General features: G+C 71.7%; 23 protein-coding genes. 11 read left to right on the top strand and 12 right to left on the bottom strand.

Features of this window, described 5'->3' with window-relative positions; translation table 11 throughout:
- The first annotated feature begins 173 nt into the window (after nt 1-173).
- The 3 genes from ACFYZ4_RS09165 to ACFYZ4_RS09155 all read left to right on the top strand — a co-directional run bounded on the left by ACFYZ4_RS09165 (nt 174) and on the right by ACFYZ4_RS09155 (nt 3,016).
- A complete protein-coding gene (locus ACFYZ4_RS09165) occupies nt 174-908 on the top strand; it encodes an SDR family NAD(P)-dependent oxidoreductase (protein WP_390783430.1) in 735 nt (244 codons plus the stop codon).
- A 74-nt stretch (nt 909-982) separates the two neighbouring features.
- Nucleotides 983-2,038 carry an S-adenosylmethionine:tRNA ribosyltransferase-isomerase gene (locus ACFYZ4_RS09160; protein WP_390783429.1) on the top strand — a complete coding sequence of 352 codons (1,056 nt, stop codon included), beginning with the start codon at nt 983-985 and terminating at the stop codon, nt 2,036-2,038.
- A 285-nt stretch (nt 2,039-2,323) separates the two neighbouring features.
- A complete protein-coding gene (locus ACFYZ4_RS09155; RefSeq protein ID WP_351299359.1) occupies nt 2,324-3,016 on the top strand; it encodes a transglycosylase SLT domain-containing protein in 693 nt (230 codons plus the stop codon).
- 95 nt (nt 3,017-3,111) lie between these two features.
- On the opposite strand, the gene ACFYZ4_RS09150 is transcribed toward ACFYZ4_RS09155, so the two are convergent.
- The gene (locus ACFYZ4_RS09150; RefSeq protein WP_351299395.1) at nt 3,112-5,640 is read right to left on the bottom strand and encodes an FHA domain-containing protein; all 2,529 of its coding nucleotides are present in this window, start codon (nt 5,638-5,640) and stop codon (nt 3,112-3,114) included.
- Between the two features lie 253 nt (nt 5,641-5,893).
- Here ACFYZ4_RS09150 and ACFYZ4_RS09145 point away from each other — a divergent pair, with 253 nt between their 5' ends.
- Both ACFYZ4_RS09145 and serB read left to right on the top strand, forming a co-directional pair.
- Nucleotides 5,894-7,432, top strand: coding sequence for a streptophobe family protein (locus tag ACFYZ4_RS09145; RefSeq protein ID WP_351299357.1), 1,539 nt, complete (start codon nt 5,894-5,896; stop codon nt 7,430-7,432).
- A gap of 227 nt (nt 7,433-7,659) precedes the next feature.
- Complete coding sequence (gene serB / locus ACFYZ4_RS09140; RefSeq protein ID WP_030773088.1) at nt 7,660-8,859, top strand: phosphoserine phosphatase SerB; 1,200 nt, start codon at nt 7,660-7,662, stop codon at nt 8,857-8,859.
- Nucleotides 8,860-8,949: 90 nt separating this feature from the next.
- Here the strand turns inward: serB and ACFYZ4_RS09135 are convergent, their stop codons facing one another.
- The 4 genes from ACFYZ4_RS09135 to ACFYZ4_RS09120 form a co-directional block, all read right to left on the bottom strand.
- Complete coding sequence (locus ACFYZ4_RS09135; RefSeq protein WP_351299353.1) at nt 8,950-9,471, bottom strand: histidine phosphatase family protein; 522 nt, start codon at nt 9,469-9,471, stop codon at nt 8,950-8,952.
- Nucleotides 9,472-9,554: 83 nt separating this feature from the next.
- A complete protein-coding gene (locus tag ACFYZ4_RS09130) occupies nt 9,555-9,782 on the bottom strand; it encodes a hypothetical protein (RefSeq protein ID WP_351299350.1) in 228 nt (75 codons plus the stop codon).
- 159 nt (nt 9,783-9,941) lie between these two features.
- Complete coding sequence (locus tag ACFYZ4_RS09125) at nt 9,942-10,061, bottom strand: SGM_5486 family transporter-associated protein (protein ID WP_351299347.1); 120 nt, start codon at nt 10,059-10,061, stop codon at nt 9,942-9,944.
- A 5-nt stretch (nt 10,062-10,066) separates the two neighbouring features.
- Entirely contained in the window at nt 10,067-11,383 is a 1,317-nt protein-coding gene (locus ACFYZ4_RS09120; RefSeq protein WP_390783428.1) for a CynX/NimT family MFS transporter, read from the bottom strand.
- A 57-nt stretch (nt 11,384-11,440) separates the two neighbouring features.
- On the opposite strand from ACFYZ4_RS09120, the gene ACFYZ4_RS09115 reads away from it, so the two are divergent.
- Nucleotides 11,441-12,145, top strand: a complete 705-nt coding sequence (locus tag ACFYZ4_RS09115; RefSeq protein WP_390783427.1) for a FadR/GntR family transcriptional regulator — start codon at nt 11,441-11,443, stop codon at nt 12,143-12,145.
- Here ACFYZ4_RS09115 and ACFYZ4_RS09110 read toward each other — a convergent pair.
- From ACFYZ4_RS09110 to fabG, 3 genes are all read right to left on the bottom strand, one after another.
- Complete coding sequence (locus ACFYZ4_RS09110) at nt 12,126-12,557, bottom strand: hypothetical protein (RefSeq protein WP_351299338.1); 432 nt, start codon at nt 12,555-12,557, stop codon at nt 12,126-12,128. The two genes, ACFYZ4_RS09115 and ACFYZ4_RS09110, sit on opposite strands and share 20 nt — an antisense overlap.
- A 207-nt stretch (nt 12,558-12,764) precedes the next feature.
- The gene (gene fabI, locus ACFYZ4_RS09105; RefSeq protein ID WP_351293014.1) at nt 12,765-13,535 is read right to left on the bottom strand and encodes an enoyl-ACP reductase FabI; all 771 of its coding nucleotides are present in this window, start codon (nt 13,533-13,535) and stop codon (nt 12,765-12,767) included.
- A 5-nt stretch (nt 13,536-13,540) separates the two neighbouring features.
- Complete coding sequence (gene fabG, locus ACFYZ4_RS09100; RefSeq protein ID WP_030717003.1) at nt 13,541-14,260, bottom strand: 3-oxoacyl-[acyl-carrier-protein] reductase; 720 nt, start codon at nt 14,258-14,260, stop codon at nt 13,541-13,543.
- Between the two features lie 184 nt (nt 14,261-14,444).
- On the opposite strand from fabG, the gene ACFYZ4_RS09095 reads away from it, so the two are divergent.
- The 3 genes from ACFYZ4_RS09095 (at nt 14,445) to tyrS (ending at nt 18,702) form a co-directional block, all read left to right on the top strand.
- Entirely contained in the window at nt 14,445-15,968 is a 1,524-nt protein-coding gene (locus ACFYZ4_RS09095) for a TldD/PmbA family protein (RefSeq protein ID WP_351293016.1), read from the top strand.
- Entirely contained in the window at nt 15,965-17,368 is a 1,404-nt protein-coding gene (locus ACFYZ4_RS09090; RefSeq protein WP_351293017.1) for a metallopeptidase TldD-related protein, read from the top strand. Before ACFYZ4_RS09095 ends, ACFYZ4_RS09090 begins: the two co-directional genes overlap by 4 nt.
- 65 nt (nt 17,369-17,433) lie before the next feature.
- Entirely contained in the window at nt 17,434-18,702 is a 1,269-nt protein-coding gene (gene tyrS, locus ACFYZ4_RS09085) for a tyrosine--tRNA ligase (protein ID WP_351293018.1), read from the top strand.
- A 97-nt stretch (nt 18,703-18,799) separates the two neighbouring features.
- Here tyrS and ACFYZ4_RS09080 read toward each other — a convergent pair whose 3' ends face one another.
- Nucleotides 18,800-19,078 carry a GlsB/YeaQ/YmgE family stress response membrane protein gene (locus ACFYZ4_RS09080; RefSeq protein ID WP_351293019.1) on the bottom strand — a complete coding sequence of 93 codons (279 nt, stop codon included), beginning with the start codon at nt 19,076-19,078 and terminating at the stop codon, nt 18,800-18,802.
- 241 nt (nt 19,079-19,319) lie between these two features.
- Here ACFYZ4_RS09080 and ACFYZ4_RS09075 point away from each other — a divergent pair, with 241 nt between their 5' ends.
- Together ACFYZ4_RS09075 and ACFYZ4_RS09070 are read left to right on the top strand one after the other, a co-directional pair.
- Nucleotides 19,320-19,598, top strand: a complete 279-nt coding sequence (locus tag ACFYZ4_RS09075) for a DUF3099 domain-containing protein (protein WP_351293084.1) — start codon at nt 19,320-19,322, stop codon at nt 19,596-19,598.
- Nucleotides 19,599-19,734: 136 nt separating this feature from the next.
- Entirely contained in the window at nt 19,735-19,986 is a 252-nt protein-coding gene (locus tag ACFYZ4_RS09070; RefSeq protein WP_351293020.1) for a hypothetical protein, read from the top strand.
- Between the two features lie 53 nt (nt 19,987-20,039).
- Here ACFYZ4_RS09070 and moaA read toward each other — a convergent pair whose 3' ends face one another.
- The 3 genes from moaA to ACFYZ4_RS09055 all read right to left on the bottom strand — a co-directional run bounded on the left by moaA (nt 20,040) and on the right by ACFYZ4_RS09055 (nt 23,195).
- Nucleotides 20,040-21,029, bottom strand: coding sequence for a GTP 3',8-cyclase MoaA (gene moaA / locus ACFYZ4_RS09065; RefSeq protein ID WP_351293021.1), 990 nt, complete (start codon nt 21,027-21,029; stop codon nt 20,040-20,042).
- Nucleotides 21,030-21,207: 178 nt separating this feature from the next.
- Nucleotides 21,208-22,833, bottom strand: coding sequence for a cation acetate symporter (locus ACFYZ4_RS09060; RefSeq protein ID WP_351293022.1), 1,626 nt, complete (start codon nt 22,831-22,833; stop codon nt 21,208-21,210).
- Nucleotides 22,830-23,195: a DUF485 domain-containing protein gene (locus ACFYZ4_RS09055; protein ID WP_351293024.1), complete on the bottom strand. Its 366-nt coding sequence runs from the start codon at nt 23,193-23,195 to the stop codon at nt 22,830-22,832. The genes ACFYZ4_RS09060 and ACFYZ4_RS09055 overlap by 4 nt, the downstream gene beginning before the upstream one ends.
- Nucleotides 23,196-23,418 lie beyond the last annotated feature (223 nt).

Raw genomic sequence — 23,418 nt, 5'->3', positions numbered from 1 at the left:
ATGGCCTCACCGTACCCGCGGGCCTGACCTGCGGGATCGGACCGGGGCATCCCCCGCTGGACGTAGGTCCAAGGGACCTGTGCGGGTGGGGCCCGCGGCCGACGCGGCGGCGGGCGGGCCCTTCCTAGGTTGGGGGCATCTGCTGATCGGAACGGAAGAGGCGAGGAGCTGTCATGTCGGTGGCGATCGTGACGGGGGCGTCCAGGGGGCTGGGCCGGGCGCTGGCCGGGGAGCTGGCGGCGCGGGGCTGGGACCTGGTGCTGAGTGCGCGGGGGGAGGCGGCGCTGGAGGACTCGGCGGCGCGGGCCCGTGCCGCGGGGGTGCGGGTGGTGCCGGTGGCCGGGGACGTGTCCTCGGGGGCGCACCGGGCGGCGCTGGTGGCGGCGGCGCGGGAGCTGGGCGGGCTGGACCTGCTGGTGAACAACGCGGGGGTGCTGGGGGCGGAGCCGCTGGTGCCGCTGGCGGTCCACCCGCTGGAGGGGCTTCGCGAGGCGTTCGAGGTGAATGTGGTGGGGGCGCTGGGGCTGGTCCAGGAGGGGCTGCCGCTGCTGCGGGCCGCGGAGGCCGGGGCGGTGCTGAACATCAGCTCGGACGCGGCGGTGGTGGCGTACGCGACGTGGGGGGCGTACGGGGCGACCAAGGCGGCGGGGGACCTGCTGTCGGGCGTGCTGGCGGTGGAGGAGCCGGGGCTGCGGGTGTGGTGGGCGGACCCGGGCTCGATGCGCACGCGGATGATGGCGGCGGCCGAGCCCGGGGAGGACCTGGCGGGGCTGCCGACGCCGGAGGAGGTGGCGCCGGCGCTGCTGCGGCTGGTGGCGGAGGGGCTGCCGAGCGGGCGGTACACGGCGGAGCGCCTGGCGGCGGGCCGGGCGGACGAGGAGCCGGCCGGGGCGGGGGGTGTGCGGTGAGGGGGCGGCTCGGGGGCGCGGTTTCGGCGCCCCCGGAGGAGTGGCTACATATAACGGACATTCCGCCGGACCTCATGGCCCGGGTTCCGGCCGAGCAGCGGGGGCCGGGGCTCGGGCGGGACGCGGTGCGGCTGCTGGTGTCCGGGGGTGGTGAAGAGGTGTCGCTGCGCGCGTTCCGGGAGCTGCCGGACCTGCTGCGGGCCGGGGACGTGCTGGTGGTGAACACGTCGACGACGCTGGCGGCCGCCGTGGACGCCCGGCTCGGCGGCGAGGACCTGGTGGCGCACTTCTCGACCCGGGGCGACGACGGCCGCTGGGCGGTGGAGCTGCGGGCCCGGGCCGCACGGGGGGCGACCCGGCCCCGCGCCGGGGGGCCGGCCGGGGCGGTGGTGGAGCTGCCGGGCGGGCAGGCCCTCGTACTGGAGGAGCCGCTCGTGGCGGGCGCGGAGCGGCTGTGGTGGGCGCGGCCCTCGCCCGCCGACGTACCGGCGCTGCTGCGGGCGTACGGGCGGCCGATCCGGTACGCGTACACGGAGCGGGACCAGCCGCTGGCCGCCTACCAGACGGTGTTCGCGGTGCCGGCGGCCGACGGGGCGGGCTCGGCGGAGATGCCGAGTGCGGGGCGGCCCTTCACCGCGGAGCTGGTGGCGCGGCTGGTGAGCCGGGGGGTGCAGTTCGCGCCGCTGACCCTGCACACGGGGGTGGCCTCGCAGGAGGCGCACGAGCCGCCGTACCCGGAGCGGTACGAGGTGCCGGCGGCCACGGCGCGGCTGGTGAACGCCGCGAGGGTGACGGGCGCCAGGGTGATCGCGGTGGGGACCACGGCGGTACGGGCCCTGGAGTCGGCCGCGGACGACCGCGGGGTGGTGCGCCCGGCCGGCGGGTGGACGGATCTGGTGGTGACGCCGGAGCGGGGGGTGCGGGTGGTGGACGGGCTGCTGACCGGGCTGCACGAGCCGCGGGCGTCCCACCTCCTGATGCTGGAGGCGGTCGCCGGGAGGGCCGCCGTACGGCTTGGGTATGCCGAGGCGGTGGCCCGGCTCTGCCTTTGGCACGAGTTCGGGGACGTCCATCTGCTACTCAAGGATGAGAACCGTGACGGATTGAATTGCTTCAGCAACGCACGGTGAGACCGATACGTGCCCGATGTGAGCCCGCACATAGGACGCACATCACTTACGAAGCTGCCTAGTGGACAGGTAAAGGTCCTGTCAGGGCTGGTGCGCGTAGCGCCGAGGCCCGAATTGCGGCCTCGGCGCCCGCCCCTGATCCACTAAGCGGCATCGTACGTCACACCTTTGCCACAGGTTTTTGCCACCGCTAAGAATTGCCCTCGTCGCACAGCGCCGCGGCGGATCCCCCGATCCTCGTGACGCTTTCCTGCGGCTCCCGCGATTCGAAGAGGTTGCCCCGCCATGTCTGCTTCCAGCACTCCCGGTCACAGTCGTCTGACGAAGGCACACAAGCTGTCCATTGCCGGCGTCGCCACGTTCAGCGCCGCCGCGCTCGCCTTCTCCCTCGTCCCGGCCGACGCCGCCGAGGCCGAGACGGTGGTCTCCGCCGCTCCCGTCGCCTGGGCCCAGGCCGTCAACGGGACGCAGACGAAGGCAATGCACGGCCACCTCTCCGCGCAGCAGGTCATCGCCGACGCCAACGCGAAGGCCGCCGCTGCCAAGGCGAAGGCCAAGGCCGACGCCGACGCCAAGGCCAAGGCCGCGGCCGCCGCGAAGAAGGCCCGCGAGGACAAGGCGGCCGCCAGCCGGTCCGCCGCCCGCACCCCCGTCTTCGCGAACAACCTGGACGGCTGGATCAAGGAAGCCCTCTTCATCATGAAGAAGGAGGGCATTCCGGGTACCTACGCCGGCATCCACAAGAACGTGATGCGCGAGTCCAGCGGTAACCCGATGGCGATCAACAACTGGGACATCAACGCCCAGAACGGCATCCCCAGCAAGGGTCTGCTCCAGGTCATCTACCCGACCTTCAAGACGTACCACGTCAAGGGCACCAAGTTCGACCAGTACGACCCGGTCGCCAACATCGTCGCCGCCTGCAACTACGCGGCCGACCGCTACGGCTCGATGGACAACGTCAACAGCGCCTACTAGGCCACTGGCGTAGCCCCGGCCCCCCATGCGCCTCAGGGCGGCACCCGGACTTCCGGGTGCCGCCCTGAGGCGTTTCGTGCGTGAGGTCCCGCGGACTACTTGCCCGCGCGCATGACCTCGGGCTCGTGGCGGCGCAGCAGGCGCTGCACCAGGAAGCCGCAGGCGATGCCGAGGAGCAGCAGAACGGTGATGTTCAGGCTCCACTGGCCGACCGTGGCGTCCCAGAGCGGGTCGGTGTTGGTCGGGTTCTCGCGGTCCCACGGCGGCATGAGCTTGCCGAGGTTCAGCGTGGTGCCGGCGGCGGCGACGGCCCAGCGGGACGGCATCAGCCAGGCGAACTGCTCCAGGCCCGGGGAGTCGTACACCTGGAAGAGGATGCCGGTGAAGACGACCTGGACGATCGCGAACATGACCAGCAGCGGCATGGTCTTCTCGGCGGTCTTCACCAGCGAGGAGATCACGAGGCCGAACATCATCGAGGTGAAGCCGAGCGCGATGACCGACAGGCAGAGCTCGACGGCCGGCGGCATCAGCAGGCCCTCGGCGGGCAGGTCGCGCGGGAAGAAGCCGATCCCGCAGATGATCACGCCCTGGATGGCCGTGATGACGCCGAGGACGATCACCTTCGACATGAGGTACGCCGACCGGGACAGGCCCGTCGCGCGCTCACGCTCGTAGATGACGCGTTCCTTGATCAGCTCACGGACCGAGTTGGCCGCGCCCGAGAAGCACATGCCGACCGCGAGGATCAGCATGATCGTGCCGGCGTCGCCGTTGAACTGGGACGGCGGCGTCGGCGGGGCGAGGCCGAAGGTCGCGGGGATGACCGTCGAGACCACGCCGAGGACCGCGGGCAGGATCAGCATCAGGCCGATGAAGCCCTTGTCGGAGGCGATCACCGAGACGTAGCGGCGGATCAGCGTCCACAGCTGCGAGCCCCAGCCCTGCGGCTTGGGCGGCATCATCTGCTGCGGCGACGGCATCGCGACGGACTGCGGGGCGACCGCGTCGATGTCGGCGGCGTACAGCTGGTAGTGCTGCGAGCCCTTCCAGCGGCCGGCCCAGTCGTAGTCGCGGTAGTTCTCGAAGGCTGAGAAGACGTCCGCCCACGTGGTGTAGCCGAAGAAGTTCAGCGCCTCGTCCGGCGGACCGAAGTACGCGACCGAACCGCCGGGGGCCATGACCAGCAGCTTGTCGCAGATGGCCAGCTCGGCGACCGAGTGCGTGACGACGAGGACCGTGCGACCGTCGTCGGCGAGCCCGCGCAGCAGCTGCATGACGTCGCGGTCCATGCCCGGGTCGAGGCCGGAGGTCGGCTCGTCCAGGAAGATCAGCGAGGGCTTGGTGAGCAGCTCCAGGGCCACGGACACGCGCTTGCGCTGACCACCGGAGAGCGCGGTGATCTTCTTGTCCTTGTGGATGTCGAGCTTGAGCTCGCGCAGCACCTCGTTGATGCGGGCGGCGCGCTCGGACTCGGCGGTGTCGCCGGGGAAGCGGAGCTTGGCCGCGTACTTGAGCGCGGTGCTGACCCTCAGCTCCTTGTGCAGGATGTCGTCCTGCGGGACCAGGCCGATGCGCTGGCGGAGCTCCGCGAACTGCTTGTACAGGTTGCGGTTGTCGTAGAGGACGTCGCCCTGGTCGGCGGGCCGGTAGCCGGTCAGCGCCTTGAGCAGGGTGGACTTGCCGGAGCCGGAGGGCCCGATGACGCCGATCAGCGACTTCTCCGGGACACCGAAGGTGACGTCCTTGAGGATCTGCTTGCCGCCGTCGACGGTGACCGTGAGGTGGCGGGCCGAGAAGGAGACCTCGCCGGTGTCGACGAACTCCTCGAGCCGGTCGCCGACGATCCGGAACGTCGAGTGGCCGACGCCGACGATGTCGTTCGGGCCGAGCAGCGCGGTGCCGGACTTGGCCAGCGGCTGGCCGTTGACGTAGGTGCCGTTGTGGCTGCCGAGGTCGTGGATCTCGAACCGGCCGCCGGGCATCGAGCGGAACTCGGCGTGGTGGCGCGAGACCTGGAGGTCGGAGACCACCAGCTCGTTCTCCAGCGCACGGCCGATCCGCATGACGTGGCCCAGCGAGAGCTGGTGGAACGTCGTCGGGCTGCGGTCGCCGTAGGCCGGCGCGCCGCCCTGGGCGGGGCGGGGCGCGGCGGCGCCGCCCTGCTGCTGCGGGAGGTGCGCCTGCGGCTGCTGTTGGTACTGCGGCTGCTGCGCCTGCTGCGGCTGCCCCCAGGCCTGCTGCTGGGGCTGCTGCTGTTGCTGCGGGGCCTGGTACGCCGGGGCCTGCGGCTGGGCGTACGCCTGCGCCTGCTGTGCCGGGGCCTGCTGGGCCACGGCCGGCTGCGGCGCGGCGGCGGCGCTCAGGTTCAGCCGCGGGCCGTCGGTCGCGTTGCCGAGGTGGACCGGCGTGCCGGGCACGAGCTGGGTCTGCTGGACCCGTGCCCCGTGCACGTAGGTGCCGTTGGTGCTGCCGTGGTCCTCGATGCCCCAACTCTGACCGTTCCAGGCGATGGTGGCATGCCGCCACGACACCCGCGCGTCGTCGATCACCACGTCCCCCTGGGGATCGCGCCCCAGCGAGTACGACCTGGACGGATCGAGCGTCCAGGTCCTTCCATTCAATTCCAGTACGAGTTCCGGCACTCCAGCCCCACTTAAGTCCCCCGAGAATCCCCCATGACGTCAGGGAGTCTAGGGATGGCGAACATCCGGGGGAACTATTTCAGGCCCGCAGCCGTATGTGGAATCCGGGCCTTGCCGGGGCGTCTACGACTGCCCGTTGACGGGGTCGAAAGTCACCCGGAGAGTGAGATACGGGACTTCTCGCCCGGAGGTCCCCTCGCGTACCGCTCGGTAGGCATCGGGGGTTCACCGCATGCGCCGCATTCGTTGGGGAGACGTGCTCGTGTCCGCGGTCGCCGCCGTGGGCTGGTCCCTGATCGTGATGGCGGGGGTGGCCGCGCTGGGGCTGCACCTGCTGGGCGCCGACGCCGCGGGAGGGTCGCTCGGGGCGATGACGGCCGCCGTGTTGGTCCTCGCGGTCGGCGGCACCGTGACCCCCTCGGGTGACGTGTCGGCCTTCGGGGTCGTCGGGGCGGGTGCCGAAACCTCCCTGGACGTCATGCCCTTGGGGGTGACCCTGGCCGGGGCACTGGTCCTGGGGTGCGTGTTCGTACGTTCGCTCCGGGCCGGCGCCGGGCCGGGCGAGACGGCCGCCCGGGTCCTCGCGCTCACGGCGCTGTTCGTCGCGACGGCGGGCGGGCTGGCGTGGGCCGGGCACGACGTGGTCACCGTCGACGGGACGGAGCTGCCGAGGACCCCGGCGAAGGTGGAGGTCCCGGGGATCGGGGACATCGGCGGTCTGCTCCCGGACCGCATCGGGGACCTGATCGAGACACGGACCCGGATCGGGTTCTCGGTCGAGACGGAGCCGACGCTGCTGGGCGCGGGGGCATGGGCGCTCGCCGTACTGGCGGTGGCCTTGCTGGTCTCGCGGCGCGGGCCGGCCGTGCTCGCCCGGATCCGCCCGGCCGCCTCGGCGGTGCTGACGATGCTGCTGGTCGCGGTGGCGGCCGGGCTGGCCGCGGCGGTGTGGGCGGCGCTGGGCGACGCCCATCCGCGGCGGGTGATGGGGGCCGCGCTTCTGGGGGCGCCGAACGGGAGCTGGCTGGGCGTGCTGCTGGGGCTGTTCGTACCGGTGCACGGCGCGGTCGAGGGGACGCCGGCCCGGCTGCTGCCCGATCCGCTGGACGAGCTGCTGGCCGGGTCCGCGCGGGAGCCGGTGACGGTGGCGCGCCTCGCGGAGTACGACGGGCGGGTCTGGCTGCTGGTCGTGGGGGTGGCGCTGCTGCTGCTCTCCGCGGGCGTGCTGGCGGCCGTACGGACTCCCGTACGCGCTTCCGTACGGACTCCCGGGCGCGGGGTGCTCGGGTGTGCGGCGCGGATGTCGGCGGTGACGGCGGTGACCCTGGCGGGGCTGGTGTGGCTGACGGAGCTGTCGGCGGATGCCTCGTTGGCGGTGCTGGGGGTGGACGCGGTGGATGCCGGGGTGGAGCTGCGGGGGTCCGTGCCGCTCGCTCTCCTGCTGGGGGCGGTGTGGGGGGCGGGGGCCGGGGCGGCGGGGGCGCTGCTCGCCCCGCGGCGGCGGGACCCGGCGGGCCCGGCTCCGCACGCCGGCCCTGCCGCGGGGTGGCCCGACCCGGAGGCGCCGACCGCCGCCGGACCGTACGGCGTGCCCCTGCGCGGCCCGCGCCGTGGAGCGGGCGGGGAGGCGGACGGCTCGTGGGACGTGACGGTGACCGGCATCCCGCCGTGGTCGCCCCGGCAGCCGAAGCCGCCGCGGCGGGAGCCGTTCACCCCGCCTCCCCCGCCGGGAGCGCCGCCCCCGCCGAAGCCGCCTGCGCCGCCGCGGTGAGGTCAGGGCAGGGCCGCTGCGCGGAGCCTCTCCCCGCCCCGCCCTTTCACCGTTTCCCCGGGCGCCGCCCGGACCCGCGCCTCAAACGCCGGCGGGGCTGGAAAATCCAGCCCCGTTGGCGTTTGAGGCGATCCTTCAGCCCGTCCGGCGTTTGACCCCGGCGCGACCGTTCAAGACGTGGGACGGGGGTCCGGGGGTGGGGGTGGGGAAGATACGGTGAGGGCACCATGAGCGCATCGCAGACCTCCGACGTCCCCACCCTCCTCGTCAAGATCTTCGGCAAGGACCGTCCCGGGATCACCGCCGGGCTGTTCGACACCCTCGCCGCCTACTCCGTCGATGTCGTCGACATCGAGCAGGTCGTCACCCGTGGCCGCATCGTCCTGTGCGCCCTCGTCACCAAGCCCGCCGGCGGCGCCGAAGGCGACCTGCGGGCCACCGTCCACAGCTGGGCCGAGTCCCTCAAGATGCAGGCCGAGATCCTCTCCGGTACCGGTGACAACCGGCCGCGCGGCAGCGGCCGGTCCCATGTCACCGTGCTCGGGCACCCGCTCACCGCCGAGTCCACGGCCGCCATCGCCGCCCGGATCACCGAGACCGGCGGCAACATCGACCGTATCTTCCGCCTCGCCAAGTACCCGGTGACGGCGGTGGAGTTCGCCGTCTCCGGCGTCGAGACCGAGCCGCTGCGCACCGCCCTGGCCACCGCCTCCGCGCACATCGGCGTGGACGTGGCCGTGGTGTCGGCCGGGCTGCACCGCCGGGCCCAGCGCCTCGTCGTCATGGACGTGGACTCGACCCTGATCCAGGACGAGGTCATCGAGCTGTTCGCCGCGCACGCCGGGTGCGAGGCCGAGGTCGCCGAGGTCACCGAGCGGGCCATGCGCGGCGAGCTGGACTTCGAGCAGTCGCTGCACGCCCGGGTGGCGCTGCTGGCGGGCCTGGACGCGTCCGTCGTGGACAAGGTCCGCGCCGAGGTGCAGCTGACGCCGGGCGCGCGGACCCTGATCCGTACGCTCAAGCGGCTCGGCTACCAGGTCGGGGTGGTCTCCGGCGGGTTCACCCAGGTCACGGACGACCTGCGGGAGCGGCTGGGGCTGGACTTCGCCTCCGCCAACACGCTGGAGATCGTCGACGGCAAGCTGACGGGCAAGGTCACCGGCGAGATCGTGGACCGGGCGGGCAAGGCCCGGCTGCTGCGGCGGTTCGCCGCGGAGGCCGACGTACCGCTGTCGCAGACGGTGGCGATCGGTGACGGGGCCAATGACCTGGACATGCTGAACGCGGCCGGGCTGGGCGTGGCCTTCAACGCCAAGCCGGTGGTGCGCGAGGCCGCCCACACGGCGGTGAACGTGCCCTTCCTGGACGCGGTGCTGTACCTGCTCGGGATCACCCGTGAGGAGATCGAGGCCGCCGACCTGGCCTGACCCGCGGGACACGACCGGGATGCGAAGGGGCCCCGGCGGCCGGTGCGGCTGCCGGGGCCCGTTCGCGCGTACGCGGCCGGTCGGGCCGGGTCAGTGTCCCTTGGGGGTCCAGTAGTCGAGCAGGGTGCCCACCCCGTGCTCCACGGACTTCCACGATCCGGTGAAGGAGACGACGGCGAGGGCCGCGGTCGGGAATCCCGTTTGGGTCATCCGCGCCAGGGTGTCTCCCTCCGCGCGCCCCGAGAGGGCGTCGGCGAGGGCGTGCATGCCGGGGTTGTGGCCGATGAGGAGGAGGTCGGAGACCTCGTCGGAGGTCTCGTTCAGCAGGGCGATGAGCTCGCCCAGCGAGGCGTCGTAGAGCCTCTCCTCGTAGTGGGTCTTCGGCCGGTGCGGCATCTCCTGGACGGCGAGCTTCCAGGTCTCTCTGGTGCGGGCCGCGGTGGAGCAGAGGGCCAGGTCGAAGACGATGCCGGTCTCGGCGAGCTTCAGACCGACGGCCGGCGCGTCCTTGCGGCCTCGTTCCGCCAGGGGGCGGTCGTGGTCGGACACCTCGGGCCAGTCGGCCTTGGCGTGCCGGAGGAAGGCGATCCTGCGGGGTGTGTCGGCGCTCATGACTCCCAGCTTCGCATGAAACGAGCCACGGGGCGCAGGGTGTTGAGGGGGCTCACCCCCGATGGGGTGGGGCGCTCGGGAGGTCACTCCACGGCGCGCAGGAGCTGCTCCGCGACTTGGACCAGGGAGGAGACCTCGCCGGTGGCGGCGTGGGCCTGGCCGGAGCCGGCGAGGAGCATCAGCAGGAGGCCGAAGGCGAGGGCGGGCAGGGCCAGCGCCCACCAGTGCAGCCGGGCGCTCGCGCCGGCGGTGGCGCGGGCCCGGGGGGCGGCGGCGGACGGGAGGGACCGGGGGTGCGTGGGGGCCGACATGGCCGCCTCCGTGGGTGTGCGGACGGGACTGGCTCGCTGTTCACGAATCTATGGATCCGCTGCGGCCGTTCCCATCCGGGGCACACCCCACTTCACCCTGAGCCTGGCCCCCTAGGGGTGGTGGGGTTGTCCCCACCCTCAGGGCGGGGACGGTCGTCCTCAGGGGGACGCGATGGTCGCGATCACGGAGATGACCACGGTGATGGCGAGGATCGCGCCGAGCACGAGGCCGAGCTTCTTGCGGCCGTCCTGCGGGTTCGGTTCAAGTACGGGCGACATGCCGTTCAGTCTCGCATGCCGCATTCGTCCTCGATCGTGCGGTCCCTGCCCGCGAGCACGCCGAGCGCGATCTGCGGGACGAGCAGGCACGCCATCAGGGCGAGCGGCAGGTCCCAGCCGCCGCTGTGCTGGTAGAGGGCGCCGATGAGGAGGGGGCCGGGGATGGAGATGAGGTAGCCGGTGCTCTGGGCGAAGGCGGAGAGCCTGACCACGCCGGCCGGGGACTTGGCGCGCAGCCCGATGAGGGTGATGACGAGGGGGAAGGCGCAGTTGGATATGCCGAGCAGGAGCGCCCAGGCCCAGGCGCCGGCGGCGGGGGCGAAGTACAGCCCGAGGTAGCCGGTGAGGCCGAAGACGCCGAGGACGACGGCGATGGCGCCCTGGTTCTTCATCCGGCCGGCGAGGCCCGGGATGACGAAGGCGAGGGGGACGCCCATGACCATGGTGACGGCGAGGAGCACGCCGGCGGTGGAGGCGGAGACCCCGGCGTCGCGGAAGATCTGCGGGAGCCAGCCCATGGTGATGTACGCGCCGGTGGCCTGGAGGCCGAAGTAGCAGGCGAGGGCCCAGGCGGTGCGGCTGCGGACGACCCGCGGGCCCGCGTCGGCCCGTAGGGCGGCACCGGTGCCGGCGGCTGCGGCCTGGGCCCGGTCGGCGCGCCGGGCGGCGCGGGCGATGGGCAGCCACAGCAGTACGGCGACGACGGCGAGGGAGGCCCACATGAGCAGGCCGGTGCGCCAGCTGCCGCCGAGGGCGGCGGTCAGCGGGACGGTCGCGGCGGCGGCGAGCGAGGTGCCCGCGGCCAGGGCCATGGAGTACAGGCCGGTCATGGTGCCGACCCGGTCCGGGAAGTAGCGCTTGACGATCACCGGGAGCAGGACGTTGGTGAGCGCTATGCCGGCCAGGGAGAGGGAGCTGGCGGCCAGGAAGCCCGCGGCCCCGTTCGTGAAGGGGCGGATCAGCAGGCCGGTGGCGACGGCGGCCATGCCGGCGCAGACGACGGCGGCCGGGCCGAAGCGGCGGGAGAGCCGGGGCGCGGTGACGCCGAAGACGGCGAAGCAGAGGGCCGGGACGGAGGTGATCAGTCCGGCGACGGTGGCGCTCATGCCGAGGCCCGTGCGGGTCTCCTCGAAGAGGGCGCCGAGGCTGGTGATGGCGGGCCGCAGGTTGAGGGCGGCCAGCACGATTCCGACGATGAGCACCGGGCCGAGCCAGGTCGGCTGCGGGGTGGTGGCGGGCGCCATGCGGTCGGCCGCGGCCTGCCGCGCGGGCCGGTGGCTCGCGGTGGGCCGGTCGAGCGTCTGGATTTCTTCGTCGGACATCCCACCATCATAGAATCATGGGATGATTGGTTGTCCAGTCGCTCTTGAGAGGAACCCATGCCGCTGACCTCGCCACGGCGCTCCGTTCTCGTCGATCAGGTGATCACCCAGCTGCGGAACCAGATCACCTCCGGCGAGTGGCCGGTCGGCGCCCGCATCCCGACCGAGCCGGAGCTCGTCGAGCTGCTCGGCGTCGCGCGCAACACGGTGCGCGAGGCCGTGCGGGCGCTGGCGCACAACGGCCTCCTGGACATCCGGCAGGGCTCGGGCACGTACGTGATCGCCACGAGCGAGCTGGCCGGCGTCATGCACCGCCGGTTCGCCGGCGCCGAGCCGCGGCACATCGCCGAGCTGCGTTCGACGCTGGAGTCCGCGGCGGCCCGGCTGGCGGCGGAGCGGCGCACCGAGCGGGACCTCATACAGCTGGACGCCCTGCTGGCGCGCCGCGAGGAGGCCTGGGCGGGCGGGGACGCGGAGGTGTTCGTGGCCGCGGACGTGAGCCTGCACATGGCGGTGGTGACGGCCTCGCACAACGACGTGCTGATCGAGCTGTATGCGGACCTCGGCGACCTGGTGGCCGACTGGCTGCGGGCGGACGTGGGCACCGAGCTGCACCCGTCGGCCCATCTGGACCACGCCCGGCTGATCGGGGCGATCCGGCGGGGCGACGGGGACGCGGCGGCCTCGGAGGCGGCGGGTTACCCCTTCGCCTGTCTCGGCAAGAGCACGGACGGGGACCCGCTCACGCCCGCTGGTGGGTGATCCAGGCCGAGCGGACCTCTTTCCAGCAGCGTCCGGTGAGCTCCACCCGCCCGGCTGGTCCGACGGGGACGGCGGCGCCGTCTCCGTCCACGTCCCACCAGCGGTCGCATTCGACGTGCAGCCGCAGCAGGTCGGTCTCCGGGTAGGCGTTGTGGCAGTTCGCCGTCACCTGCGAGCCCTCGATGGTGGTGTCGCAGTCGGCTCCGAAGAGTTCCCGCGCGGCGGGGCGAGAGGGCTGGGCGGGGGGTTCGGCGGGGATCTCGGCGAGCTCCACGACGGCGGGGGCCACCGCTTCGGGGCCGGGTGCCGATGCGTCCCCCACGGGCTCGGCGGCCGCTCCGGGGACCAGGAGTCCGGTCAGGATCACCGAGGTGACCAGCATCGATACCGTTCGGCTCGGCCTCGCTCGCACTCCTGCCCTCCTCCCCGCACGAGCCGGGAAGATCCCGACCTGGCCAGTTTGCAGGCATCCGTCCCGGTTTTCGACTCGGGAAGATCCGGTCGGCCGGTGAACATACGAGCGAGGGACGGCCGCGGGCCACGCGAAACGGCGGCGGCCGCGCTTCCCTTCCGGGAGGCGCGGCCGCCGCCGTACGGACGCGGGAGTGCCGACCCGAGGTCAGGCACCCATCGCGTGCAGGCCGCCGTCCACGTGGACGATCTCGCCGGTGGTCTTCGGGAACCAGTCCGACAGCAGGGCCACGACGCCCTTGCCCGCGGGCTCCGGGTCGCTCATGTCCCACTCCAGCATCGAGCGGGAGTTCCAGACGTCCGCCAGCTCCGAGAAGCCCGGGATGGACTTCGCGGCCATCGAGCCGATCGGACCGGCCGAGACCAGGTTGCAGCGGATGTTCTCCTTGCCCAGGTCGCGGGCGAGGTAGCGGCTGGTGGCCTCCAGGGCGGCCTTGGCCGGGCCCATCCAGTCGTACTGCGGCCAGGCGAACTGCGCGTCGAAGGTGAGGCCGACGACGGCCGCGCCCTCCGCCGGGAACAGCGGCTTGCAGGCCATGGTCAGCGACTTCAGCGAGAACGCCGAGACGTGCATGGCGGTGGCGACCGACTCGAACGGGGTGTTCAGGAAGTTGCCGCCGAGGGCGTCCTGCGGGGCGAAGCCGATGGAGTGCACGACCCCGTCGAGGCCGCCGAGCTCGTCACGGACGAGGCCCTCCAGGCGGGCCAGGTGCTCGTCGTTGGTGACGTCGAGCTCGATCACCTTGACCGGCTTGGGCAGCTTCTTGGCGATGCGCTCGGTCAGGCTCGGGCGCGGCCACGCGGTGAGGACGACCTCGGCGCCCTGCTCCTGGGCCAGCCGGGCGGTGTGGAAGGCGATGGACGACTCCATCAGCACCCCCGTGATGAGGATGCGCTTGCCGTCGAGAATTCCACTCATGGCGATCAGTGACCCATGCCCAATCCGCCGTCAACGGGAATGACGGCTCCGGTGATGTACGCGGCGTCGTCGGACGCCAGGAAGCGGACGGCTGCCGCGATCTCCTCGGGCTGCGCGTAACGGCCGAGCGGCACCTGGCCCACGATGCCCGCGCGCTGCTCGTCGGTGAGCACCTTCGTCATGTCGGTGTCCACGAAACCGGGGGCGACGACGTTGAAGGTGATGTTGCGGGACCCCAGCTCACGGGCGAGCGAGCGGGCGAAGCCGACCAGCGCGGCCTTCGAGGCGGCGTAGTTGGCCTGGCCGGCCGAGCCGAGCAGTCCGACGACCGAGGAGATCAGGACGACGCGGCCCTTCTTCGCACGGAGCATGCCACGGTTCGCGCGCTTGACCACCCGGAACGTGCCGGTGAGGTTCGTGTCGACGACGGACGCGAAGTCCTCCTCGGACATCCGCATCAGCAGCGTGTCCTTGGTGATGCCCGCGTTGGCCACCAGCACCTCGACCGCGCCGTGCGCGTCCTCGATCTGCTTGTAGGCCTGCTCCACCTGCTCGGAGTCGGTGATGTCGCACCGCACCGCCAGGACACCGAGCGAGGTGAGCGCCTCCGGCGGCTCACCCGACCGGAACGTGATCGCGACCTTGTCGCCGGCCTCCGCGAAGGCTCGGGCGATGGCGAGGCCGATGCCCCGGTTTCCTCCGGTGACGAGAACCGAGCGGCTCAACGGATCACCCTTTCGCTAGCGGTCTGAATACCAAAAACCTATAGGTCGCATCCCTCGTACGGAGAATCGACCCCCGACAGGGCCTTGCGGCGGGCTCTGTCGAGTCCCTACAGAAAGATGTAGGCACGAAGGCCCCGATCGCGACATGATCGGGGCGACCGGCTCCGACCCCGGGAGGACTTCCGTGCCCCATTCCATCGACGCGGCCTTCACCGCGCTTCCCTTGCGGGCGCTCGCCGACGCGGCGCTCGCCCGGGCCCGCGCGCTGGGCGCCGAGCATGCCGACTTCCGGCTGGAGCGGATCCGCAGCGCCTCCTGGCGCCTGCGGGACGCCAAGCCCTCCGGCGGGTCCGACACCACCGACCTCGGATTCGCGGTCCGGGTGGTCCACGGGGGCAGCTGGGGCTTCGCCTCCGGTGTGGACCTCACCATGGACGCCGCCGCCAAGGTGGCCTCGCAGGCCGTGGCCATGGCGAAGCTGTCCGCCCAGGTGATCAAGGCCGCCGGTTCGGACGAGCGCGTGGAGCTCGCCGACGAGCCCGTGCACGACGACCGCACGTGGATCTCCGCCTACGACGTCAACCCCTTCGAGGTACCGGACGCGGAGAAGGCGGCGCTGCTCGCCGACTGGAGCGCGCGGCTGCTGGCCGCCGACGGGGTGGCGCACGTGGACGCCTCGCTGCTCGCCGTGCACGAGAACAAGTTCTACGCCGACACTGCGGGCACCACGACCACGCAGCAGCGGGTGCGGATCCACCCGCAGCTCACGGCCGTCGCCGTGAACGGCACGACCGGCGAGTTCGACTCGATGCGCACCATCGCCCCGCCGGCGGGCCGCGGCTGGGAGTACCTGACCGGCACCGGCTGGGACTGGAACACCGAGCTGGAGCAGATCCCCGGCCTGCTCGCCGAGAAGATGCGGGCGCCGAGCGTCGAGGCCGGGCGCTACGACCTGGTGGTGGACCCGTCCAACCTGTGGCTCACCATCCACGAGTCCATCGGCCACGCCACCGAGCTCGACCGGGCGCTGGGCTACGAGGCGGCGTACGCGGGGACCTCCTTCGCCACCTTCGACCAGCTGAACAAGCTGACGTACGGCTCCTCGATCATGAACGTGACCGGTGACCGCACGGCGGAGCACGGTCTGGCGACCATCGGGTACGACGACGAGGGCGTCCAGGCGCAGTCCTGGGACCTCGTCAAGGACGGCACCCTGGTCGGCTACCAGCTGGACCGGCGGATCGCGAAGCTGACCGGCCTCGGCCGCTCCAACGGCTGCGCCTACGCCGACTCCCCCGGGCACGTGCCCGTCCAGCGGATGGCGAACGTCTCGCTGCAGCCGGATCCGGGCGGGCTCTCGACCGAGGACCTGATCGGCGGGGTGGAGCGCGGGATCTACGTGGTCGGCGACCGCTCCTGGTCGATCGACATGCAGCGCTACAACTTCCAGTTCACCGGGCAGCGGTTCTTCCGGATCGAGAACGGCCGGCTGGCCGGACAGCTGCGCGACGTCGCGTACCAGGCCACCACGACCGATTTCTGGGGCTCGATGGAGAAGGTCGGCGGCCCCCAGACCTACGTCCTGGGCGGCGCCTTCAACTGCGGAAAGGCCCAGCCCGGCCAGGTCGCGGCGGTCTCGCACGGCTGCCCGTCCGCGCTGTTCCGCGACGTGAACATCTTGAACACCACGCAGGAGGCCGGCCGATGAGCACGCTTTCGAACGGACGCACCAAGCCCCACGAGATCGTCGAGCGGGCGCTGGAGCTGTCCACCGCCGACGGCTGTGTCGTCATCGCCGACGAGGAGTCCAGCGCCAACCTGCGCTGGGCGGGCAACGCGCTCACCACCAACGGCGTCACCCGGGGCCGGACCCTGACGGTCATCGCCACGGTCGACGGCAAGGAGGGCACGGCCTCGGGGGTCGTCTCGCGCTCCGCCGTGACCGCGGCCGACCTGGAGCCGCTGGTGCGGGCCGCCGAGGCGGCCGCGCGCGGGGCGGGCCCGGCGGAGGACGCGCAGCCGCTCGTCACCGGGACCCCGGCCTCGCCGGACTTCACCGACGCCCCGGCCGAGACCACCTCGGCGGTGTTCGCGGACTTCGCCCCGGCCCTCGGCGAGGCCTTCGCCCGGGCCCGGGCGGGCGGCCGGGAGCTGTACGGCTTCGCCAACCACGAGCTGGTCTCCACGTACGTCGGCACCTCCACCGGGCTGCGGCTGCGCCACGACCAGCCCAAGGGGACGCTGGAGCTCAACGCGAAGTCCCCGGACCGGCAGCGCTCGGCCTGGGCGGGCCGCTCCACGCGGGACTTCAAGGACGTGGACCCGACCGTGCTGGACGCGGAGCTCGCCGTACGCCTGGGGTGGGCGGAGCGGAAGATCGACCTGCCCGCCGGGCGGTACGAGACCCTGCTGCCGCCGACGGCCGTGGCGGACCTGCTGATCTACCAGATGTGGTCGGCGGCGGCCCGGGACGCGGTGGAGGGCCGTACGGTCTTCTCCAAGCCCGGCGGCGGCACCCGGCTCGGCGAGCGGCTGTCCGGGCTGCCGCTGACGCTGCGCAGCGACCCGAACGCGCCGGGCCTGGAGAGCGCGCCGTTCGTGATCGCGCACAGCTCCGGCGACGACGCCTCGGTCTTCGACAACGGCCTGCCGGTCCCGCCGACCGAGTGGATCCGCGACGGGGAGCTGGCCCGGCTGACCACGACCCGGCACACCGCCGGGCTGACCGGCATGCAGCTCTCCCCCGGCTTCGGGAACCTGATCCTCGACGGGGGCGGCGAGAAGTCCCTGGAGGAGATGGTGGCGGGGACCGAGCGCGGGCTGCTGCTGACCTGCCTCTGGTACATCCGCGAGGTGGATCCGGCCACGCTGCTGCTCACGGGGCTCACCCGGGACGGCGTCTACCTCGTGGAGAACGGGCAGGTCGTCGGCGAGGTCAACAACTTCCGCTTCAACGAGTCCCCCGTGGACCTGCTGTCGCGGGCCTCGGAGGCCGGCCGGACCGAGAAGACCCTGCCGCGCGAGTGGAGCGACTGGTTCACCAGGGCCGCGATGCCCGCGCTTCGTATCCCGGATTTCAACATGAGTTCGGTCAGCAAGGGCGTCTGACCGGCCTAGACTGACCGTTGCAACGAAGTGTTGCAATTTCCATCATCCGAAGGAGTCGAGAGACCGTGACGGACATCGTCGACGAACTGAAGTGGCGTGGGCTCTTCGCCCAGTCCACCGATGAAGAAGCGCTGCGCAAGGCCTTCGCGGACGGTCCGGTCACGTTCTATTGCGGCTTCGACCCGACGGCCGCCTCGCTGCACGTGGGACACCTGGTGCAGGTGCTCACCGTGCGCCGGCTCCAGCAGGCCGGGAACCGGCCGCTGGCGCTGGTCGGCGGGGCCACCGGGCAGATCGGCGACCCGCGGCCGACCGCCGAGCGGACCCTGAACGACCCGGAGACCATCGCGAACTGGGTGACGCGGCTGCGCACCCAGATCGAGCCGTTCCTGTCCTTCGAGGGCGAGAACGCGGCGCTCATGGTGAACAACCTGGACTGGACGGCGGGCATGTCCGCCATCGAGTTCCTGCGGGACATCGGCAAGCACTTCCGGGTCAACAAGATGCTGACGAAGGACTCGGTCGCCAAGCGGCTCGACTCCGACCAGGGCATCAGCTACACCGAGTTCAGCTACCAGCTGCTCCAGGGCATGGACTTCCTGGAGCTGTACCGGCGCTACGGCTGCGTGCTCCAGCAGGGCGGCTCCGACCAGTGGGGCAACCTGACGGCCGGACTCGACCTGATCCACCGCGTCGAGCCGGGCGCGGTGGTGCACGCGCTGGCGACCCCGCTGATGGTCAAGGCGGACGGCACCAAGTTCGGCAAGTCCGAGAGCGGCGCCGTCTGGCTCGACCCGGAGATGACCACCCCGTACGCGTTCTACCAGTTCTGGCTGAACGTGGACGACCGCGACATCTCCACCTACATGCGGATCCTGTCCTTCAAGTCCCGTGAGGAGCTGGAGGAGCTGGAGGCGCAGACCGCCGAGCGGCCGCAGGCGCGTGCCGCGCAGCGGGCGCTGGCGGAGGAGCTGACCACGCTCGTGCACGGCGCCGGCCAGTGCGCCGCCGTGATCGCCGCGTCGAAGGCGCTGTTCGGTCAGGGCGAGCTGGCGGAGCTGGACGAGGCCACGCTGGCCGCGGCCCTGTCCGAGCTGCCGCACGCCCGGGTCCCGGAGCTGGGCCTGGTCGTGGACCTGCTCGCGGAGACCGGCCTGGTCGCGAGCAAGTCGGCCGCCCGCCGGACCGTGAAGGAGGGCGGCGCCTACGTGAACAACGTGAAGGTCACAGCCGAGGACGCGGTCCCCGCCAAGGAGGACCTGCTGCACGGGCGCTGGCTGGTGCTGCGCCGGGGCAAGAAGAACCTGGCGGCCGTCGAGGTCACCGGCGCCTGACGCCTGACGCCTCGTAGAGCGGCGCGCGGAACACGGCGGAGGGGCCGGTTCGGATCCGATGGGTCCGGCCGGCCCCTCCGTCGTGATCCGGGGTGCCTCAGGTCATCTGCCGCTTGCGGCCCCGGATCGCTCCGTAGAGCATCTCGCCCAGCCCGACCACGAGGACCGCGCCGGCGAGCTGCAGCAGGTGCCGGGTCCAGTCGATGCCCGCGGTCTCGCCCACGCCGATCCAGCCCGCGACGGCGTTGCCGAGGACCGCGCCGGCGATGCCGAAGAGGGTGGTCAGCCACAGTGGCTGGTGCTGCTTGCCCGGCAGGATGGCCTTGGCTATCAGCCCCAGCACGAAACCGACGATGATCGCCCACAACCAACTCATGACGAGCCTCCTCCTGGCGCGTTGTGCGCACGTGGGCCCAGTTTCGGCCCGCCCGGCGTACCGCGCATTTCGGGCACACCCCAATGGGGGTGCCCCCTCTCCTCGCCGATGCGGGGGCGGCGTACCGTGGTGAGGGTCCGGGCCGGGGTGCGCCCGGCGGGCGATCGGGCGGTGGAGCGTGGAACGGACGAAGCGGCAGAAGCGGAACGGGGCCGAGGTGTTCCGGATCACCGGTGCGCGGATGGGCCTCGACGAGGACGTACGGGGCCGCCAGCGCCGGTACGTGATCTCGATGGTGATCAGGACGCTGTCGGTCATCGCGACCGTGCTGTTGTGGAACGTGCAGCGCCCGGTGGCCATCGTGACGCTCGTCGCGGGAGCCCTGCTTCCGTACGTGGCCGTGGTCATCGCCAACGCGGGCCGCGAGTCGACGCCCTCGCTGCCCTCCCACTTCATCCCCGCTCCGGTGCGGCCGGCGCTGGGCGCGGAAAACCTCAAGAAAAGCTCAGATCAATCATGAAGTTCCGGTGCACTGCACCGGGTCCTGCGTGACATACTGCTCACGCGCTCCGCATCCCCCGTCGGAGCGACGGACCGACGCCGGGCAGCTCCCCCCGTGGCTGCTCGGCGTCGCCATTCCGTTCTAATGTGGGCCTGTGACTTCCTCCAGCGCCCCCGGTTCCGACGAGACTCCCACCTGCTCCGCCAAGGGCTGCCGTGACGCGGCCGTGTGGGTCCTGGCGTGGAACAATCCGACGCTGCACACGCCGGAGCGGCGCAAGACCTGGCTGGCGTGCGAGGAGCACCGCGAACACCTCTCCCAGTTCCTGGGGGTCCGCGGCTTCCTCAAGGACGTCGTGAAGCTCGACGAGTGGGTGCAGCCGGAGGGCTCGGAGCGCCTGCGCTGAGCCCGGCAGGCCGCTGAGCCCGGCAGGCGGCCGAGGCCGGCTGCCGGGGGCGGTCAGCCGCCGATCGCGGACATCGGGCGGTCGGGCTGCAGGAACGACGGGTCGTCGAGGCCGGACCCGGCCTTCTTGCCCCACATCGCGACCTTCCAGAGCCGGGCGATCTCCTCGTCCGGGGCGCCCGAGCGCAGGGCGGCGCGCAGGTCCGACTCCTCGGTGGCGAACAGGCACGTACGGACCTGGCCGTCGGCCGTGAGGCGGGTACGGTCGCAGGCGCCGCAGAACGGGCGGGTGACGGAGGCGATGACGCCGACGGTGGCCGGGCCGCCGTCGACCACCCAGCGCTCGGCCGGGGCGGAGCCGCGCTCGGCGGCGCCTTCCTCGGTGAGGGTGAAGCGGGTGCGCAGGGACTCCAGGATGTCCCCGGCGGTGATCATGCCGTCGCGCTTCCAGCCGTGCTGGGCGTCGAGCGGCATCTGCTCGATGAAGCGGAGCTCGTACGCGTTCTCCACGGCCCAGGCCAGCAGGTCGGGGGCCTCGTCGTCGTTGAGCCCGGGCATGAGCACGGCGTTGACCTTGACGGGGGTGAGGCCGGCCTCGCGGGCCGCGGCCATGCCCTCGATGACGTCCTTGTGCCGGTCGCGGCGGGTGAGGGTCTTGAAGACCTCGGGGCGCAGGGTGTCCAGGGAAACGTTCACGCGGTCCAGGCCGGCGGCCTTGAGGGCCTGCGCGGTGCGCTTGAGACCGATGCCGTTCGTCGTCAGCGACATCCTGGGGCGGGGCGCCAGGGCCGCGCACTGCTCGACTATCCCGACCAGTCCGGGTCGCAGCAGCGGCTCGCCGCCGGTGAAGCGGACCTCGGTGATGCCGAGCCGGGTGACGGCGATGCGGATCAGCCGGACGATCTCGTCGTCGCTGAGCAGATCGGACTTCCCGAGCCACTGCAGCCCCTCTTCGGGCATGCAGTACGTGCAGCGCAGGTTGCACCGGTCGGTGAGTGAGACGCGCAGGTCAGTGGCCACGCGGCCGTAGGTGTCGAGAAGCACTGTGGGCCCCCTCCCCTGTCCGGATCTAGAGGTACGCGCGACATTTGGATCTACTTCACGCGTTCTATTTCGAGCCTACGCGACGCCCGTGTCGCGAAGAGGTGCCCAAATGAACGAGACGTAACGTGGCCGCGTCGTAGGGACCTACGACGCGGCCACGCTGGGTGTTCGGATGATGTCAGTGTGCCCCTGTTCCGGTGAGGGAGCGCACCTCCAGCTCGGCGAACTTCTGGGGGTCGGCCTTCTCCTTGGAGAGGACGGTTCCGAGCCAGCCCAGGAAGAAGCCGAGGGGGATCGAGATGATGCCCGGGTTCTCCAGGGGGAACCAGAAGAAGTCGGCGTCCTTGAACATCGAGGTGGGCTTTCCGGAGACGACCGGGGAGAAGAGCACCAGGCCGACCGCCGAGATCAGACCGCCGTAGATCGACCAGAGCGCGCCCTGGGTGGTGAAGCGCTTCCAGAAGAGGCTGTAGAGGATCGTCGGCAGGTTGGCGGAGGCGGCGACCGCGAAGGCGAGCGCGACCAGCCCGGCGACGTTGAGATCGCGGGCCAGGGCGCCCAGGCCGATGGCGACGGCACCGATGACGACGGTGGACCAGCGGGCCGCGCGCATCTCCTCCTTCTCCGTGGCCTTGCCCTTGCGGATCACGTTCACGTACAGGTCGTGCGCGAAGGACGAGGAGGAGGCGAGGGTGAGGCCCGCGACCACGGCGAGGATGGTGGCGAAGGCGACCGCGGAGATGACGGCGAGCAGGATCGCGCCACCGGTGGAGTCGGGTCCTCCGCCGACCGCCTGGGCGAGCAGCGGCGCCGCCGTGTTCCCCGCCTTGTTGGACTTGATGATCTCGTCCCTGTTGAGCAGGGCCGCGGCGCCGAACCCGAGGGCGATGGTCATCAGGTAGAAGGCGCCGATGATGCCGATGGCCCAGAGGACGGACTTACGGGCGGCCTGCGCGGTGGGCACCGTGTAGAAGCGGATCAGGATGTGCGGCAGGCCGGCGGTGCCGAGGACCAGGGCGATGCCGAGCGAGATGAAGTCCAGCTTCGAGGTCGAGTCCTTGCCGTACTTCATCCCCGGTTCGAGGAACTTCGCCCCCTGTCCGCTGTTCTCCGCGGCCTTGCCCAGCAGGTCGGAGATGTTGAAGTTGAACTTCACCAGCACCAGGAAGGTGATCAGGAGGGTGCCCGCGATGAGCAGGACGGCCTTGACCATCTGGACCCAGGTGGTGCCCTTCATGCCGCCGATGGTCACGTAGACGATCATCAGGACGCCGACCAGCGCGACGATGGCGACCTTGCCGCCGTCGCTGGTGATGCCCAGGAGCAGCGAGACGAGCACGCCGGCGCCGGCCATCTGGGCGAGCAGGTAGAAGATCGAGACGACGATGGTGGAGGTGCCGGCGGCGGTCCGGACGGGCCGCTGGCGCATCCGGTAGGCGAGCACGTCGCCCATCGTGTAGCGGCCGGAGTTGCGCAGCGGCTCGGCGACGAGCAGCAGGGCGACCAGCCACGCGACGAGGAAGCCGATGGAGTAGAGGAAGCCGTCGTAGCCGAAGAGGGCGATGGCCCCGGCGATGCCGAGGAAGGACGCGGCGGACATGTAGTCGCCGGAGATGGCGAGGCCGTTCTGGAAGCCGGTGAACTGGCGGCCGCCCGCGTAGAAGTCGGCGGCGTCCTTGGTCTGGCGGCCGGCCCAGACGGTGATGATCAGGGTGGCGACGACGAACAGCCCGAACAGGGTGATGATCAGCGGGCGGTGCTCGGAGGCGCCCGCGGCCGTGGTCAGGTGGAGCGCTCCGCTCATTCCGCGGCCTCCATCCGCACCTTGATGGCCTCCGCCTTCGGGTCGAGCCGGGTGGCGGCGTGCCGCGCGTACAGCCAGGCGATGAGGAAGGTCGTCGCGAACTGGGCGAGGCCGAGCACCAGGGCGACGTTGATGTTGCCGAAGACCTTGGTCCCCATGAAGCCGCCGGCGTAGTTGGACAGCAGGACGTAGAGCAGGTACCAGGCGATGAAGGCCACGGTGAGCGGGAAGGCGAAGGAGCGGTAGGAGCTCCGCAGTTCGGCGAACTCGGCGCTCTGCTGGACGCTCGCGAAATCTTCGGCCGTGGGGCCCGCCAGGGGCGTTCCCGCGCTGCCCGGAGGCGGCGCTGCTTCGGTGGTCACGGGGGGATCTCCTTGTGACGCGGGTGCGGTGGGGACGACGGACAAAACAACCTCCGTGTGGGGGGCCGATGGTGCTGAGCCCCCCTGTCAACGGCACGTACGGCGTGTCGGGACGGTTCAACACCCATGGATTCTTCGGGATCCGATTTCTCGAACTGATGGCGTAGGGACGAACGACAGCGCTAGGTTCGCTTGTCATGAACCCGTCCGACGCGACCGCGTG

Origin of the sequence: Streptomyces sp. NPDC001513 (assembly GCF_042894695.1) — a bacterium.
Taxonomy (GTDB): Bacteria; Actinomycetota; Actinomycetes; order Streptomycetales; family Streptomycetaceae; genus Streptomyces.
The sequence above is the reverse complement of the archived record's forward strand: the minus strand, read 5'-3'. Positions and strand labels throughout refer to the sequence as shown.